The 14,986-nt window shown below is 60.4% G+C and carries 18 protein-coding genes; 2 read left to right on the top strand and 16 right to left on the bottom strand.

What is annotated here, in order from left to right:
- The first annotated feature begins 108 nt into the window (after positions 1–108).
- The gene (locus G547_RS0111495) at positions 109–1,080 is read left to right on the top strand and encodes a calcium/sodium antiporter (protein WP_027329983.1); all 972 of its coding nucleotides are present in this window, start codon (positions 109–111) and stop codon (positions 1,078–1,080) included.
- 52 nt (positions 1,081–1,132) lie between these two features.
- On the opposite strand, the gene G547_RS0111500 is transcribed toward G547_RS0111495, so the two are convergent.
- Positions 1,133–1,543, bottom strand: a complete 411-nt coding sequence (locus tag G547_RS0111500) for an MAPEG family protein (RefSeq protein WP_027329984.1) — start codon at positions 1,541–1,543, stop codon at positions 1,133–1,135.
- A 59-nt stretch (positions 1,544–1,602) separates the two neighbouring features.
- Here G547_RS0111500 and G547_RS0111505 point away from each other — a divergent pair, with 59 nt between their 5' ends.
- Positions 1,603–2,181, top strand: a complete 579-nt coding sequence (locus tag G547_RS0111505; RefSeq protein ID WP_027329985.1) for an NnrU family protein — start codon at positions 1,603–1,605, stop codon at positions 2,179–2,181.
- A 14-nt stretch (positions 2,182–2,195) separates the two neighbouring features.
- Here G547_RS0111505 and G547_RS22710 read toward each other — a convergent pair whose 3' ends face one another.
- From G547_RS22710 to G547_RS0111580, 15 genes are all read right to left on the bottom strand, one after another.
- Positions 2,196–3,191, bottom strand: coding sequence for a hypothetical protein (locus tag G547_RS22710; protein ID WP_027329986.1), 996 nt, complete (start codon positions 3,189–3,191; stop codon positions 2,196–2,198).
- On the bottom strand, positions 3,188–4,198 hold the full coding sequence (gene add / locus G547_RS0111515) for an adenosine deaminase (RefSeq protein ID WP_027329987.1): 1,011 nt from the start codon (positions 4,196–4,198) through the stop codon (positions 3,188–3,190). Before add ends, G547_RS22710 begins: the two co-directional genes overlap by 4 nt.
- Positions 4,199–4,379: 181 nt before the next feature.
- Positions 4,380–5,177, bottom strand: a complete 798-nt coding sequence (locus G547_RS0111520; RefSeq protein ID WP_027329988.1) for a transglutaminase-like domain-containing protein — start codon at positions 5,175–5,177, stop codon at positions 4,380–4,382.
- A 37-nt stretch (positions 5,178–5,214) separates the two neighbouring features.
- Positions 5,215–5,997, bottom strand: coding sequence for an endonuclease/exonuclease/phosphatase family protein (locus G547_RS0111525; RefSeq protein ID WP_027329989.1), 783 nt, complete (start codon positions 5,995–5,997; stop codon positions 5,215–5,217).
- A 26-nt stretch (positions 5,998–6,023) separates the two neighbouring features.
- A complete protein-coding gene (gene dapB, locus G547_RS0111530) occupies positions 6,024–6,830 on the bottom strand; it encodes a 4-hydroxy-tetrahydrodipicolinate reductase (RefSeq protein ID WP_027329990.1) in 807 nt (268 codons plus the stop codon).
- A 238-nt stretch (positions 6,831–7,068) separates the two neighbouring features.
- Entirely contained in the window at positions 7,069–7,719 is a 651-nt protein-coding gene (gene ribA / locus G547_RS21160) for a GTP cyclohydrolase II (protein WP_051235311.1), read from the bottom strand.
- Positions 7,720–7,768: 49 nt separating this feature from the next.
- A complete protein-coding gene (locus tag G547_RS0111540; RefSeq protein ID WP_051235313.1) occupies positions 7,769–8,260 on the bottom strand; it encodes a phosphatidylglycerophosphatase A family protein in 492 nt (163 codons plus the stop codon).
- Entirely contained in the window at positions 8,260–9,225 is a 966-nt protein-coding gene (gene thiL, locus G547_RS0111545; protein ID WP_027329992.1) for a thiamine-phosphate kinase, read from the bottom strand. Before thiL ends, G547_RS0111540 begins: the two co-directional genes overlap by 1 nt.
- Before the next feature lie 59 nt (positions 9,226–9,284).
- Positions 9,285–9,737 carry a transcription antitermination factor NusB gene (gene nusB / locus G547_RS0111550; protein WP_027329993.1) on the bottom strand — a complete coding sequence of 151 codons (453 nt, stop codon included), beginning with the start codon at positions 9,735–9,737 and terminating at the stop codon, positions 9,285–9,287.
- Between the two features lie 2 nt (positions 9,738–9,739).
- Positions 9,740–10,210 carry a 6,7-dimethyl-8-ribityllumazine synthase gene (ribH, locus tag G547_RS0111555; protein WP_027329994.1) on the bottom strand — a complete coding sequence of 157 codons (471 nt, stop codon included), beginning with the start codon at positions 10,208–10,210 and terminating at the stop codon, positions 9,740–9,742.
- Positions 10,211–10,268: 58 nt separating this feature from the next.
- Complete coding sequence (ribBA, locus tag G547_RS0111560) at positions 10,269–11,387, bottom strand: bifunctional 3,4-dihydroxy-2-butanone-4-phosphate synthase/GTP cyclohydrolase II (protein ID WP_027329995.1); 1,119 nt, start codon at positions 11,385–11,387, stop codon at positions 10,269–10,271.
- Between the two features lie 28 nt (positions 11,388–11,415).
- Positions 11,416–12,075 carry a riboflavin synthase gene (locus G547_RS0111565; RefSeq protein ID WP_027329996.1) on the bottom strand — a complete coding sequence of 220 codons (660 nt, stop codon included), beginning with the start codon at positions 12,073–12,075 and terminating at the stop codon, positions 11,416–11,418.
- Between the two features lie 13 nt (positions 12,076–12,088).
- Positions 12,089–13,204 carry a bifunctional diaminohydroxyphosphoribosylaminopyrimidine deaminase/5-amino-6-(5-phosphoribosylamino)uracil reductase RibD gene (gene ribD / locus G547_RS0111570; protein ID WP_027329997.1) on the bottom strand — a complete coding sequence of 372 codons (1,116 nt, stop codon included), beginning with the start codon at positions 13,202–13,204 and terminating at the stop codon, positions 12,089–12,091.
- 4 nt (positions 13,205–13,208) lie between these two features.
- Entirely contained in the window at positions 13,209–13,709 is a 501-nt protein-coding gene (gene nrdR, locus G547_RS0111575; protein ID WP_027329998.1) for a transcriptional regulator NrdR, read from the bottom strand.
- Positions 13,710–13,784: 75 nt separating this feature from the next.
- Complete coding sequence (locus G547_RS0111580) at positions 13,785–14,525, bottom strand: FadR/GntR family transcriptional regulator (RefSeq protein WP_027329999.1); 741 nt, start codon at positions 14,523–14,525, stop codon at positions 13,785–13,787.
- Positions 14,526–14,986: the final 461 nt, after the last annotated feature.

Genomic DNA, 14,986 nt, shown 5'->3' on the forward strand with positions numbered 1-14,986 from the left:
TTGGCTGACGGCCTTCCTTTGTGCCTTTTCACGCCGGTCGTGGGCGCTTGACAGCGTCACAACGACGCTGGATCATGCGGCGCTCTGTTTTCTGATGAGGTTTTCCCAATGTTGCTTGCCTTAGGCGCCGTTATTGTCGGCTTGATCATCCTGGTCTGGAGCGCCGACCGCTTTGTGGACGGGGCCGTTTCCACGGCCAGTCACCTGGGCATGCCCCCACTGTTGATCGGTATGGTGATCATCGGCTTTGGGACCTCCGCCCCGGAAATGGTGGTCTCCGCTTTGGCGGCCTCCCAAGGCAGCCCTGGCCTCGCCCTGGGCAACGCCTATGGCTCCAACATTACCAACATTGCCTTGATCCTCGGCCTGACGGCCATCCTCAGCCCGATTGCGGTGCACTCTCAGGTGTTACGCAAAGAGCTGCCGATACTGGCGCTGGTAACGGCTCTGTCCGTCTGGGTGGTGTGGAACCTGGATATCAGCCGGTTCGATGCCATTGGCCTACTGGTGGTGTTCGCCGTGATCATGGGCTGGAGCATCTGGCAAGGCATGCGTGGGAAAGGCGACATGCTCGGCGGTGAGGTGGATAAGGAGCTTCAGGAGCATCCCATGCCACTGCCCAAATCATTGATGTGGCTGACCATCGGGCTGGTGCTGCTGGTGGCCAGTTCGCGCCTGCTGGTCTGGGGGGCGGTGGATATCGCCACGGCGCTGGGTGTGAGCGACGTGATTATCGGCTTGACCATTGTTGCCATCGGCACCTCACTGCCGGAATTGGCCTCATCCATTGCGGCGGTTCGCAAGGGCGAACACGACCTGGCGCTGGGCAACGTCATCGGCTCCAACCTGTTCAACACATTGGCCGTGGTGGGTATTGCCGGTGTCATTCAGCCGATGGTGGTCGATCCCGATGTATTGAGCCGGGACGTGGTTGTCATGAGCGCACTGACGCTTTCACTGTTTGTATTCGGTTACGGTATTCGGGGCCGCCAGGGGCGCATCAACCGCATCGAAGGTAGCCTTCTCGTGCTGGCCTATGCCGGTTACACCACCTATTTGATTTACACCATGTTTGCCTGACGCAAGCCAAGCCCGCGGCAAAGAAAGCCGCGGGCTGCTATTCCCTCCATCACTACACCACGAATATCGCCCCGAGCAAAATCAAATTCGCCAACAGCCCCAGCAGATAAAAATAGCTGCGCGGGCTCGGGTTGCGTTCCGTGGCAATGGCGTAATACAGCAGCATGTGGGCGAGACGGGACACGGCGAACGCCCACACCAGCACCCCCACCCAGGTGGGGTCGGTTCCGACAAACAACGCCAGAAACACTGTACCCAGAAACAGCGGCAGGTTTTCCAGAGAATTCATGAAAGTTCGATGTGACCGGAACACAAAAGAGTCATGCGAGAGAGACTCATCGATTTTACCGGGCACCGCCCCCGGTTGACTGCCCTTGCTAACGCTTGCCGCCAACATCTGGACCACGAGGGTGATCAGTACCAAGTACAGCCCCCAGAACGCCGGCTGGTATTCCTCACTCATTGCGCTATCCTCCTGTTACGATTGTGACCGTTTCAAAGCTTCCCTTTAAGGAAACCCGTATGGAAATTCTGCTTCTCGGCCTGGTAATTTTTCTCGGAGTCCACTCAATCGGACTGTTTGCTCACGGCTGGCGTGATCATATGGTAAACCGCCTGGGCGAGCCAACCTGGAAAATCGCCTTCTCCGTGGTCTCGCTGATCGGTTTTATATTGATCATCTGGGGTTACGGCGCAGCCCGCGGCGAGCCCATCTGGCTGTGGCACCCACCGGTGTGGACCCGTCACCTGGCAGCGCTGCTGACCCTACCGGCCTTTATCTTCCTTGCGGCTACGTATGTACCGGCCAGCCGGATCAAAGCCAAAGTCGGCCATCCCATGGTTCTTGGGGTGAAGATCTGGGCGTTTGCCCATTTGCTGGCGAATGGAACCCTGGCGGACCTTCTATTGTTCGGCGCTTTTCTTGTATGGTCGATCGCCTCCTTCGCCATCATGCGTCGGCGCGACCGGCTCGCCGGGGTGGATCGTGGCCCCGGGTCAATCGGGCGCGACGGCATCACTCTTGTCGTGGCGCTGGTCGGCTGGGCGCTGTTCGCCTTTTACTTGCATCGGGTCCTGATCGGCGTCTCGCCGATGGGTTAAACCGACGACTCCGGCTACTGGAAGTCGCCCTGCAGGTAACGATAGAACGCGGGGTTGACCCAGACCGCCGAACGTTCGGTTTCCCAGGGTCGGCCCAAGGCATTGATGTCTCGAACAAGCGCCTCTGCCTGGGCCGGCAAGACCAGGATTCTCGCGGTTTCCCGACCATCGCTCAGCGCAACGCTGGCCACTTCGCCAAAGGCTGGGGCCGCCACTCGACTTCGGTAGAATGGCTGCCACCAGGCCCCGGCGATCAAGGGCTGGCTTTGTCCCTCGGCCTTTTTGGCATAGCGATTGATGATGGCCATAAACCTGGCCTTATCGTGCGCTGAAGTGAGCTCGAAGTGCAGATCAAACTCCATCGCCTCGATCAGGAACCGACCGCCCCCCAAGTCAACCGCACCGGCGGGCACTTCGCCCCAGCCTTCGCGATGTCGAAACGCCGAAGTTTTTAACGAAAAGCCCACCCGCGCCTGTAACCCTTCGCTGGCCAACAATGCCAACAATTGCTGCGCATGAGCGATATCACTATGGCCGTAAATCAGGTGGCGCTCCGGGTCAAACGCGGGCCAAGGGGTGGTCACGATGTTGTAGCCGTTGGCCACCCCCCGCTGAATCAGGGCTCGCAAATCGTAGGAGAAATCCGAACGGGGGCGGTGACCGCTTAACGACCACACCGCCGCCAACCGTTGGTATATCGAAGCCTCTCCCAGGTATCCCAGAAAAGCCCCGTCCGGCTCGGCGGCTTGCGTTACATAGAGAGAGAGTGCCGGCTCGGTTTCGGGCGCGCCGAGCACTCGCAATACCGCCAGCGCGCGCCGCTCCTCTGCGGGTAACCCTTCGGGCATATTGGGCGAGAGAATGGCCTCAACTTTCTGCTCTGTAAAGGTTTCACCCAGCGCCTCGAAGCCGAGAAGCGCGACGGCGTCCCGATAAGTCTCGGCCCAGCCTGGAGGGCTGGCCAAGGCCAGCGCGATGATCCATAGAACCCGACGGACCACAGTCATCATGCGGCCACCGCCGTCAGGTACTGGTTAAGCTGTGTCAGGTAATGACGTTTGCGCTCTTCGGGCAACCAGGAAACTTCAAAAGCGTTGGCGACCAAGGTAGCAATTTCATCCCGGGTGAAATCACCCTCGGCCTGCAGCTCCAACAGATTTTCATTGAGGTAGGCTCTGAAATAGGCGGGGTCGTCGGAGTTGATGGTGGCTTTCATACCGTTTGCCAGCATCTGGCGTATTTCCCCGGACGTGAGCGACTGGACCACAAAACGGTTGGACACCGGGCATACGGTCAAACCCAGCCCTTTGTCCCGGATGGATCGCCACAGGCGCTCGTCTTCCAATGAGTTGACGCCGTGGTCGATCCGGTCCACACCGATCTCGTCCAGACATTGCCCGATATGGGCGAGCGTGTTCTTCTGGTTGACGTCGCAGTGCATGGTCAGCTTGAGGCCCATGCCCCTGGCCTCCCGGAAGACGCGCTCGAACTTGATGGGCGGGTTGTCTTTCTCATCGGAATCCAGCCCGACACCCACAATCCAGTCGCGGTAAGGTTTGACCAGCTGCAAATGCTCCCACGCGGAGTCGGCATCCATATCCCGCAGGAAGCACATGATCAGTTGGCTTTCCACCCCCAGCTCCACCCGGGCCTGCTCCTGAGCACGACGGATACCGGTGATGACAGTATCGAAGGACACGCCCCGGCTGGTGTGCGCCTGGGGGTCGAAGAACAACTCCACATAGAGGGTTTTTTGCGACTGCGCTTTTTTGAGGTATTGCCAGGTTAACTGATAGAAGTCTTGCTCTTTCTGTAACACGGCCATGGCGGCGTAGTAGATTTTCAGAAAGGACGGCAGGTCGTGAAAGTCGTACGCCTGAATCATTTCCTCCGGCGTACGATAGGGGATGTCGATACCGTTTCGTTGGGCCAGTTCAAAACTGAGTTCGGGCTCGAGGGTGCCCTCCAGGTGGACGTGCAATTCGGCCTTGGGCATGTTTTCGATGAAAGTTTGCATGGGGCGGGCTCCAGTCAGCAAGGGTGACTGGAGCTCAGCAACATCTGTGCCTTTTCACCTATTTCCTGACCAGAAGGCCAATATTTACAAAAAGCTGACCGTTCAGGCCTTGAAACACCCCTGGCACTGCCCCAAAAAGTGCGGGGCCTGCACCAAAAAAGACAGCCTCACGCAGGGTTCGCTATTCGGGAGGATGCTCCAGCTCTTCCACATGAACTTTCATGCGCGTGGGGTACAGAGCCGGCCCAAACTGGTTGAACAGGGCCACATCCGCCGCGTCGCGCCCGTAGGCCACGCGCACTCGCCCGCCCCGGGGCTCTGACTGAGTCGGGTCAAAAGTGTACCAGCGGCCATCCACGTAGGCCTCGAACCAGGCGTGGAAATCCATCGGTTCGAGCTTGTAGAGGTAGCCCACCACCATACGCGCTGGAATGCAGAGCCCACGGCACAGGGCAATGCCCAGGTGGGCAAAATCCCGGCACACGCCTTCGCTCATCTGGTTGAAATCCGCCGCGGAAAGCTGGAAGTGCGCGGCGTCCGGGTTATACAAAAACTGGTTACGAATCCACTGTTCAATGCGGGCCACCTGATCATAGCCCGGCTTGGCGTCGCCGACGATTTCCCGCCCCATCAAAATAAATTGGTCCGACTCGCAGTAGCGGCTGGGCAGCAGGTAGGTCAGCACATCGTTGGGCAAGTCCTGCACGGGTACGAAGGGCGCACCGGGGGCCACTTCGATGGAGTCCTCCGTCAGCACTTCCGCCGAAGTGCGGATGACAAACTTGCCCGGCGGGGAAATCAGCCGCTGGCAAAGGTTGTCGTAAGGGTCGGTGTATTCAATCGCCGGAATGCTCGGCGAAAAAGTATAGGTCTCTTTGGCCACCCACTGGTGCGTGCCACTGCGCGGGCGCAACATCAGGATAAACGGCGCGGGCTCACTCTCGTCAAACTGAATTTCGCAACCGGCGCGTAGCCACATCTCGGCCTCCAGGCTTTTGGGTTCTAGACGTTCGGGTTTAGGGAACGGTTTTGTAGTGGTCCTGCTCCCACTCTAACTCAATTTCGGCCAATAGGGGCTTATGATCGGATAATCCGGACCAGGGCTTGCGGGGCAATACGATGGGCGCATGGCCCCGGGCCGAGCGCACGTAGATTCGATCCAGCCGCAACAGGGGCCAACCGGCGGGGAACGAGCGGGCCGGGCGGCCATGCTCCTGAGTGAAGACCTCCCGCAGGCCGGCGTGCTCTGCCAACAGTTTCTGAGCACGACCACGCCAGTCATTGAAGTCCCCCGCCACCACTACCGGTTCGTTCTCCGGAATGCTGTTGACCAGCTCACACAGGCGACGCAATTGCCGCTGGCGGTGATGCTCCCGCAAATTCAGGTGCACACAGATGGCGTGTAACGGTACCGGCTCGGTCACCAGGTCCAGGGTGCAGTGCAGCATTCCGCGCTGCTCGAAACGGTTGAGGGAAATATCGTGATTATCCCATTGCCTGATCGGGTACTTACTGAGCAAGGCATTGCCGTGATGCCCTTTGGGGTAGACGGCGTTACGCCCGTAGGCAAAGTCCTGCCAGATGGTGTCGGCGAGAAATTCGTACTGGGAGGCCGAGGGCCATTGATGGCCGAGGCGGCGGGACCACCCCTCATGCTCTCCCAGCACTTCCTGCAGGAAAACAATATCCGCCCCCACCGACCGGACCGCCTCACGCAGTTCCGGCAGGATAAAGCGACGGTTAAACAAGCTGAAGCCCTTGTGGGTGTTCACCGTCAGAATGCGCAGCGTGCAACTCATCGTCGGACCTCGCGCCGGAGACGCATTCAGTGCAGGTCCAGTACGTCCTGCATGTCATACAGGCCGGGCCTTTGCGCGGCCAACCAGAGCGCGGCGCGCACCGCGCCACGGGCGAAGGATTGTCGACTGGAGGCTTTGTGAGTGATTTCCACACGCTCGCCATCGGCCATGAACATCACGGTGTGATCACCCACCACGTCACCGCCGCGCACGGTGGCGAAGCCGATGGTGTCCCGGTCTCGGGCACCGGTCTGGCCCTCTCGGCCGTAGACGGCGGTTTTGTTCAGATCGCGCCCCAGCGCGTCCGCGACCACTTCACCCATGCGCAGAGCAGTACCGGAGGGGGCATCCACCTTGTGCCGGTGGTGGGCTTCGTAGATTTCCACATCGACATCATTACCCATGACCCGCGCGGCCGTGTCGAGCAACTTCAGGCAGAGGTTGACGCCGGTGCTGTAGTTGGCGGCGATGCACAGCGGCGTGGCTTTACCTCGCCCTTCCAGCTCGGCCTTTTCCGGGTCGCTAAAGCCGGTAGTTCCGACCACCAGGCCCTTGCCGTGCTCGGCGCACAGGGCGGCATTTTTCAGCGTTGCTGCCGGTGCGCTGAAGTCGATCAGCACGTCGAACTGCTCAATGACCGCTTCGACATCGCCACTGAGGGCAACGCCGAGCTTACCGATACCGGCCAGCTCACCGGCATCCGCGCCGATCAGCGTGCTCTCGGGGCGTTCGATGGCGGCGGTCAGAGCGGTCTGGTCATTGGCGCTGACGGCTTCAATCAGGGCTTTCCCCATACGGCCGGAAGCGCCACTGATGGCAATCTTGATGGTCATAGTGTTTCCTTCAATCTGGGTACTGGTAGAAATCGTGTCATCTCATCACGTCCGGGTCGCTTCGGGGCAAAGCCTTCCAGGACACGCTGCAAGTACATGACGTACATGGATGTACTAATGCCGCGTTGGCAGGAGCCAAAGAGCGGCCCCTGTACGCTCGAAAGCGCTAGTCCCACGGCTTACGGTCCTGGAAGGCTTTGCCCCGAACCGCCCCTCAGCACCCAGGAATATCTTCACCTCACACGCCGGAGTCATTCTCCTTCGAGGGCGGAGGCTCCTGGGAAATCCAACTATCGTCGCTCTCTTCAAACAGATGCCCAAGCTTGCCCCGTTTGGTTTCCAGGTAGCGGGCATTGTGTGGGTTGCGCCCGGTCTGGTGGGAAATGCGCTCTGCCACGGTGATGCCCATATCCCGTAGCGCTTTCACCTTACGTGGGTTGTTGGTCATCAACTTCAGAGATTTAATATTCAGATGCTCCAGCATCGGCTTGAGGATGCTGTAATCACGCATGTCGGCGCCAAAACCGAGACGTTCGTTGGCCTCCACGGTATCCGCCCCACAGTCCTGCAGGTGATAGGCGCGGATTTTGTTCAACAGGCCGATGCCCCGCCCTTCCTGGCGCAGATAAAAAATTACGCCCCGTCCTTCCAATGCAATTTTGTGCATGGCCGCCTGCAGTTGGGGTCCGCAGTCACAGCGCATGCTGAACAGCGCATCCCCGGTCAGACACTCCGAGTGAATGCGCGCCAGCAGAGGCGCATCGCCACTGATGTCGCCCATGGTCAGGACCAAGTGCTCTTTATCGGACTGATCGTCGGAGAACCCGTGCATGGTGAACATGCCCCAGGGCGTCGGCAACTTGGATGATTCTACAAAGCGTATGGTCACGCACAATCCTCTCGAACGGGGTGGCTCGCCATTCTAAACCAACAAACCGTTAAACAAAGTAAACCACCAGTTGAAGCCCCAACCAGGCGTAGACCGCGGCCAGGACGTCATCGATCATGATGCCGAAACCGCCGTGAACGCGCCGATCCAGCCAGCTGATGGGCCAGGGTTTGAGGATGTCGAAAAACCGGAACAGGACAAACCCGAGGAGCATCCACTCCCAGCCCGCCGGGGCGAGAAACAGGGTGAGCCAGTAGCCCACCATCTCATCCCAGACGATGCCGCCGTGGTCGTGCACGCCCAAGGCTTTGGAGCTGCGATCACACCAGTAGACACCCAGGACAAAGGTCACCAGCAGCCACAACCCGTAAATGGGCACCGGGAGGTCCTGAATCAGCCAGTAAATCGGCACCGCCGCCACAGTGCCAAAGGTGCCGGAAGCCGGGCGCAGGAGCCCACTGCCGAAGCCAAAGGCGAACAGGTGGTCCGGGTTGCGCCAGAGGGCGCCCAGGGTCGGGTATTCGGGCTTGGGTTTACGCATCAGAAATGGGTATAGCCTTGTTGGGTCGCAAAGGGTTCGCCGTGCAGCCGACAGTCTACGCCAGTTCCCGCTCGCATGCGGCCGACAACGCTCGCCTGAAGCGCGCCGGAGGCGATGAGCATACCGAGTTCGTCCATACGGTTTTCGGGGACGGTAAAGCACAGCTCGTAATCATCGCCGCCGCACAGCGCCCATTCACGGGCCTGGGCGTGATCGGTCGCGGCCTGTAGCGCGGGGGACAGTGGCAGATCCTCCACAAACAGCTCGGCACCCAGGTCGCTGGCTTCGCAGATGTGGCCGAGGTCCGCCACCAGCCCGTCGGAAATATCCAGGGCGGCGCTGGCGATGCCGGTCAGTTGCTTCGCGGCTTCCAGGCGCGGGGTGGGCCGCCAGTAGCGGCCGGAGAGGAAGGCGCTCGCGTCTTCGCCCGGGTCCTTGGTCAGCCGGTGCAGGAGTACCGCCAGACCGGCGGCGGAATCCCCGAGAGTGTGGGTCACCAACACGTAATCGCCGGCACTGGCGCCATCGCGGCGCAGCGCCTGCCCCGCCGGAACCGACCCCATGAGCTGAATGGTAATGGACAGGGGCCCCCGGGTGGTGTCCCCCCCCACCAGCGTACAACCAAATTCTTCGGCGGCGGCGAACAGGCCCCGGCTGAAATCCCTCAGCCACTCATCAGAGGCCTCGGGCAATGTCAGAGCCAGGGTGAACCACAGCGGCTTGGCGCCCATGGCAGCGAGGTCACTGAGGTTGACCCGCAGGGCTCTCTGGGCAATTTCCTCGGCGGGCGCGTCCTCGGGGAAGTGAGAGCCTGCCACCAGGGTATCCACCGTTACTGCCAACGCTTCGCCCGCCGGTGGCTGCAACAGAGCGGCATCGTCCCCGACGCCGAGCAGCACCGACTCCGGGGTGGACTCGACGCTGTGTTGGCGGAAGTAATGGCGGATCAGTTCGAATTCACCCATGGTGTTTTGTTCGATTGGCGACCTTTTCGAAGGGGGAGAGCCAAGCGGGCCCGGCAGCGCTATCGAGCGCTTTTTTCGATGGCACGGGCGTCGTTGGCCGCGTGGTCCAGCACCCCATTGATGAATTTGTGGCTTTCGGCGGCGCCAAATTTTTTGGCAAGAGACACCGCTTCGTTAATGACCACCTTGTAGGGGACGTCAATGCGGTATTTGAGCTCGTAACTGCCCAGGCGCAACAACGCCAGTGTGACCGGGTCCAGCTCTTCCAGGCTACGGCCCTGCAGGTGAGGCACAAACACCGACTCCACCTCGCTCAGGTACTGGGGCACCCCGTGCAGCAACTCGTGGAAGTAGTCGACGTCCACATGGGTCATGTCGTTGTCCGTGCGAAACTCCGCCTCGATGGCGCCCAGGTTGGCGCCCGCCATCTGCCATTGATACAGCCCCTGCATGGCATAGTGCCGGGCCTTTCGGCGAGCAGCGGGGGTGGGGGCTTTGGATGCTTCCGCCATGATCAGACTCGTCCCAGCAGTGAAACCATTTCCAGGGCGGTCGTAGCGGCCTCCACCCCTTTGTTACCGGCCTTGGTGCCGGAACGCTCGATCGCCTGCTCAATGGTATCCACGGTCAGCACACCGAAGGTGACCGGCACGTTGGCATTCAGGGAAACCTGGGCCAGGCCTTTGGTGCACTCTCCCGCCACATAGTCGAAATGAGGGGTGCCACCGCGGATCACCGCTCCCAGGGCAATGATCGCGTCGAACTCTCCTTTGGCGGCAATACGTTGTGCAACCAGCGGAAACTCAAACGCGCCCGGCGCGTAGTATAGGGTCACCTGATCGTCTTTGATGCCGTGGCGGCGCAGGGTATCCAGGGCGCCTTCTTTCAGACTCTCGACCACAAAACTGTTCCAGCGGCTGACCAGCAGTGCGTAGCGGCCCTTGCTGGCGGCGAAATCGCCTTCTACAACCTTGATTTGACTCATAGCGGTGTCTCTTGTCTCTATAATTAGTAGCGATCAATAATTGAGGAGGCGGGCTGCCTCAGTGGTCGCCCGGCTCCAGATGTTCAACAATTTCCAGGTCAAAGCCCGACAGCGCGGTAAAGCGCATGGGCGCGGACATCAGGCGCATTTTGCGCACCCCCAGGTCCCGCAGGATCTGCGAGCCGGTGCCCACCTGCTTGTAGACCTGGTCCGGGCTGCGCACCGGCTGCTTGCCGGAGAGCATCCAGTCAATGCCCTCCTCGACGTTGCCGGTGCTCTCATCATGGCAAATCAGGACCATGACACCCTGCCCTTCCTCGGCAATGGTCTTGAGCGCCTCCCGATAGCTCCAGGAGCGACTGGCTCCCTCACCCGGGCGCTTAAGGCCAATCAGATCCCGGGCCATATCCATGACGTGCACCCGTACCAGCGTCGGCTCAGCCGGGTCCACATGGCCTTTGAGCATGACAAAGTGCAGGTCGCCGCGGGCCAGGTCACGGTAAGTCAGCAGCTCAAAGGGGCCAAACTCGGTTTCGACCTGACGGCGGTTGATGCATTCAACCGTTTTTTCTTTCACGGCCCGGTAGTGGATCAGGTCCGCTATGGTACCGATTTTCAGGTTGTGTGTCTGGGCGAATGCTTCCAGATCGGAGCGCCGCGCCATGGAGCCGTCGGCGTTCATCACTTCCACGATCACTGCCGCCGGTTCAAACCCCGCCAGACGGGCCAGGTCGCAGCCAGCCTCGGTATGCCCCGCCCGGCTCATTACCCCTCCGGGCTGGGACATGATCGGGAATATATGCCCGGGCTGGACGATATCCCGCGGCTTGGCGTCCCGGTCGACCGCCACGCGCACGGTGCGGGCCCGGTCCGCCGCGGAAATACCGGTGGTCACCCCTTCGGCCGCCTCAATGGAGACCGTGAAGTTGGTCGAGTAGCGGGCCTGGTTGTCGGACACCATCAGGGGCAACCCCAACTGCTGGCAGCGCTCGGGGGTCAGGGTCAGGCAGATCAGCCCACGGGCATGGGTGGACATGAAGTTGATGTCCTCCGCCCGCACCTGCTCGGCGACCATGATCAGGTCCCCTTCGTTTTCCCGATCCTCGTCATCCATCAGGATGACCATTTTGCCCTGCCGCAGGTCGTCGATCAGCTCTTCCGGCGTATTCAGTTCCATACCTACCTTCATTTCAAGGCCGCTGCACTCAGCGGCGCGTAAAACCATGCTCGGCCAGAAAGTCCAGGGTAATGCCCCCCGCGCTTTCCGCCGCCTTGTCTCCCAATAATAACCGCTCCAGGTAACGGGCCAGAACATCGACTTCCAGGTTGACCTGTGTGCCCGGCTGATAGCTGTCCATGATGGTCCATTTGAGGGTATGGGGGACGATATTCAACTCAAACTGTGCGCCGTCCACTTTGTTGACGGTCAGGCTGGTGCCGTCCACCGTAATGGAACCTTTGTGCGCGATGTATTTTGCCAGCGCGTCCGGGGCGCGAATGGTGAAGCGCTCCGAGCGGGCATCACGGTGGCGCTCAACGACTTCGCCGACGCCATCGACGTGACCGCTGACAATATGGCCGCCCAGGCGGGTGGTGGGCGTCAGTGCCTTTTCCAGGTTGACCGCCTGCCCCGTCGACCAGTCGCCGACGGTGGTATGTTCCAGGGTCTCGCCGGAGACGTCGGCCCAGTAGCCATTGCCCGGCAAATCCACCACCGTCAGGCAGACGCCGTTGGTGGCAATGGAGTCGCCCAGCTGCACGTCCGCCAGCGGCAGGTCACCGGTTTCAACCAGCAGCCGAAGGTCTCCGCCCTTGGGTTCAAGGCGGGCCACCCGGCCCTTGGCTTCGATAATGCCTGTGAACATGTGGTTGTCTCGTCTAGCCTTCCGGGTCGGGGCTGGCGGTAATGCGCCAGTCCTGTCCGATGGCACGAATGTCGTGAATTTTCAGGGGCAACTGCGCCGCCATGGTATCCAGCGGTAACTGAAACAGAGGCCGGGCGTTGCTACCCAGCAGCTTCGGCGCCATGTAAATGATCGCCTCATCCAGCAGCCCCAGCCCAAGAAACGCCCCGGCGAGAGTCGCGCCGGACTCGACCAGCACGTCGTTGCACTCCCGTCGGGCCAGCTCTTCCAGCAGCGCCCTCAGGTCGATACGCCCACCCCGCCCCGGCAGGATCAGTGTTTCCACCTGCTCGGGCCAGGCCTGCGGTCGCGGTTCGCTCCCATGCACCAGCAATACCGGCCCTGGATGCTGCAACAGTGGCGCATCGGGCGTCATCCGGCCGCGAGAATCCAGCACCACTCGCAGCGGCTGGCGCCGGGCAATGCGTTCGGCATCATCCAGCTTCAACTCGGCGGCGCGCACCGTCAGTGCCGCCTGGTCCATCAGTACCGTATCCACCCCGGTGACAATCGCACAGCTGCGGGCGCGCAGCCGCTGCACATCTTCCCGGGAGCGGCGGGAGGTTACCCATTTGCTTTCACCACTGGCCATGGCAGTACGTCCGTCCAGGCTCATGGCCAGCTTGCAGCGTACCAGGGGCAGCCCTCGTTCCATGCGCTTAATGAAGCCAGCATTCAGGGCTCGGGCCTCGTCTTCCATCAGCGGGCCTTCGACCTCGACGCCGGCCCGACGCAGCGTGTCCAGCCCCTCACCGGCCACCCGCGGGTTCGGATCTTCCATGGCATAGACCACCCGGGCAATACCGGCATCCACCAGCGCCTGACTGCAGGGGCCGGTGCGGCCGGTATGGTTGCAGGGTTCGAGCGTGACGTATGCGGTTGCCCCCGGCGCCCGGGAACCGGCGTTGTTGATCGCGTTGATTTCCGCATGGGCCTTGCCTGCCCACTCATGCCAGCCTTCAGCAACCTGCTCGCCGTCGCGCACCAACACGCAACCGACCCGAGGGTTGGGCATGGTGGTATACCGACCGCGCTCCGCCAGGCGCAGGGCGTGCGCCATGTAGTGGCTGTCCAGCTCCGTCAGGGGCATGGGGTTAAATCTTTGCCTTGGTGTCGTGAACGTCAGAGGTTCGGGTGTCGGGTTCATGCCGCTCGAGCCGATCGATTTCCTGGCGGAATTCGTTCAGGTCTTTGAACCGGCGGTATACGGACGCAAAGCGCACATAGGCCACTTCATCGAGCTTGCGCAGTTCATCCATCACCTTTTCGCCCACTTTCAGCGAAGGCACTTCGCGCTCACCAGTGGCCTGGAGGAAGTGCTTGATCTGATTGATGGCCGACTCGATGGACTCAATGCTGACGGGCCGCTTTTCCAGCGCCCGCAACAGGCCGGCGCGCAACTTGGCTTCATCGAAAGGTTCGCGGGTACCGTCCTGCTTGATGATGCGGGGCATCACCAGCTCGGCGATTTCATAGGTGGTAAAACGCTCGTTGCAGGAAAGACACTGGCGACGACGCCGAACCTGGTCGCCTTCGGCAACCAGTCGGGAGTCGACCACTTTGGTGTCTTCAGCGCCGCAGAAAGGACAGTGCATGGCACGGGGCCTCGTGGGTTCTCAAACTGCGCGCATCTTAGCACAGTTGCCACTAACGCCCCAGAACGGGGCTTGTCAGCTTGCCGTGGGCGCCGGTACGACTTCGCCCGCCTCAACCAGCTCCCCTTCGATAAAGGTGAGGGCCTCATCAATCAATAGCAGCATGGCCGCCTTGGCCCGATCGGGGTTGCGGTTTTTGATCGCATGATAGACCTTGGCGTGGTCTTCAATCACCGCGTCCTGGTCTCCCTTGATCACATTGGTATGGCGAATACTCACGTTGAGCGCCGTCTGGATAAAGTCGCGAAGGCGGATATAGAACCGGTTCTGGCTGGCGTAAAGAATACTGACATGGAAGTTAATATCGGCCTGCAAGCCCTCTTCCGGTTTGAACTTGGCCTGACGCATCCCCTCCAGTGCATCCTCGATCCGTTGGATACTGGCATCATCCGCGAAGCGCGCCGCGAGCGAGGCCGCTTCGGGCTCGATGGCGATGCGCATCTGCAGAAACTCGCGCAGCACACGCAGGGAGGGGTTGCCTTCCAGGGACCAGCGCAGCAGGTCGGAGTCGAAGATGTTCCACTCCTGCTCAGGCAGAATACGAATGCCCTGGCGCGGGCGGCTGGATATCAACCCTTTGGCCGAGAGCATTTTCACCGCTTCGCGCACGGCAGTACGGCTGACGCCAAACTGCTCGCACAACTCCGCCTCGGTGGGCAGACTTTCGTCCTTGGGGTAGACACCGCACACGATCGCCTTGCCCAGCTCCTGGGTCATACGCTGGGATAGGTTAAAATTGCGTTCAAATACGGCCATAACGGTGAATCCAGGTGTATTGGGGTTAAGCTTGAATTATTGGTATCGAGATCTAAGCCTGCAAAGGTAGCGCGTTACTCAACAAAGTTCAATAAAGGGATTATCAGACAATAGGACGTTTTGGCGAGAATGATTACCACTGGTAAAAAAAGCCCTCGTACCTTTCGGTACAAGGGCGAGGGAGACCTCGATATCAACCAACATCGAGTGAGAGACACGAAACCCGTCGACCTGCCTGTCATCGCCGACGGCTTTCAAAGCCTTAAGGAGAATCCAAATGAACCCCGGTGACCTCGTGGGAGAGGAGATCACCGCTGCTCCAGCGCTTCGGCCCAATTTCCGAATTGCCTTTGGATACCTCGTATTATAATACAATAACCAAAATCGTCAACCATCTCATCGCAAATCCATCGTCGTGTAGGGTCATCCCCCTGTTGACAAAAAAGCCCGGCACAAAGGCC

It is taken from the genome of Marinimicrobium agarilyticum DSM 16975 (assembly GCF_000423345.1).
GTDB classification, from domain to species: domain Bacteria; phylum Pseudomonadota; class Gammaproteobacteria; order Pseudomonadales; family Cellvibrionaceae; genus Marinimicrobium; species Marinimicrobium agarilyticum.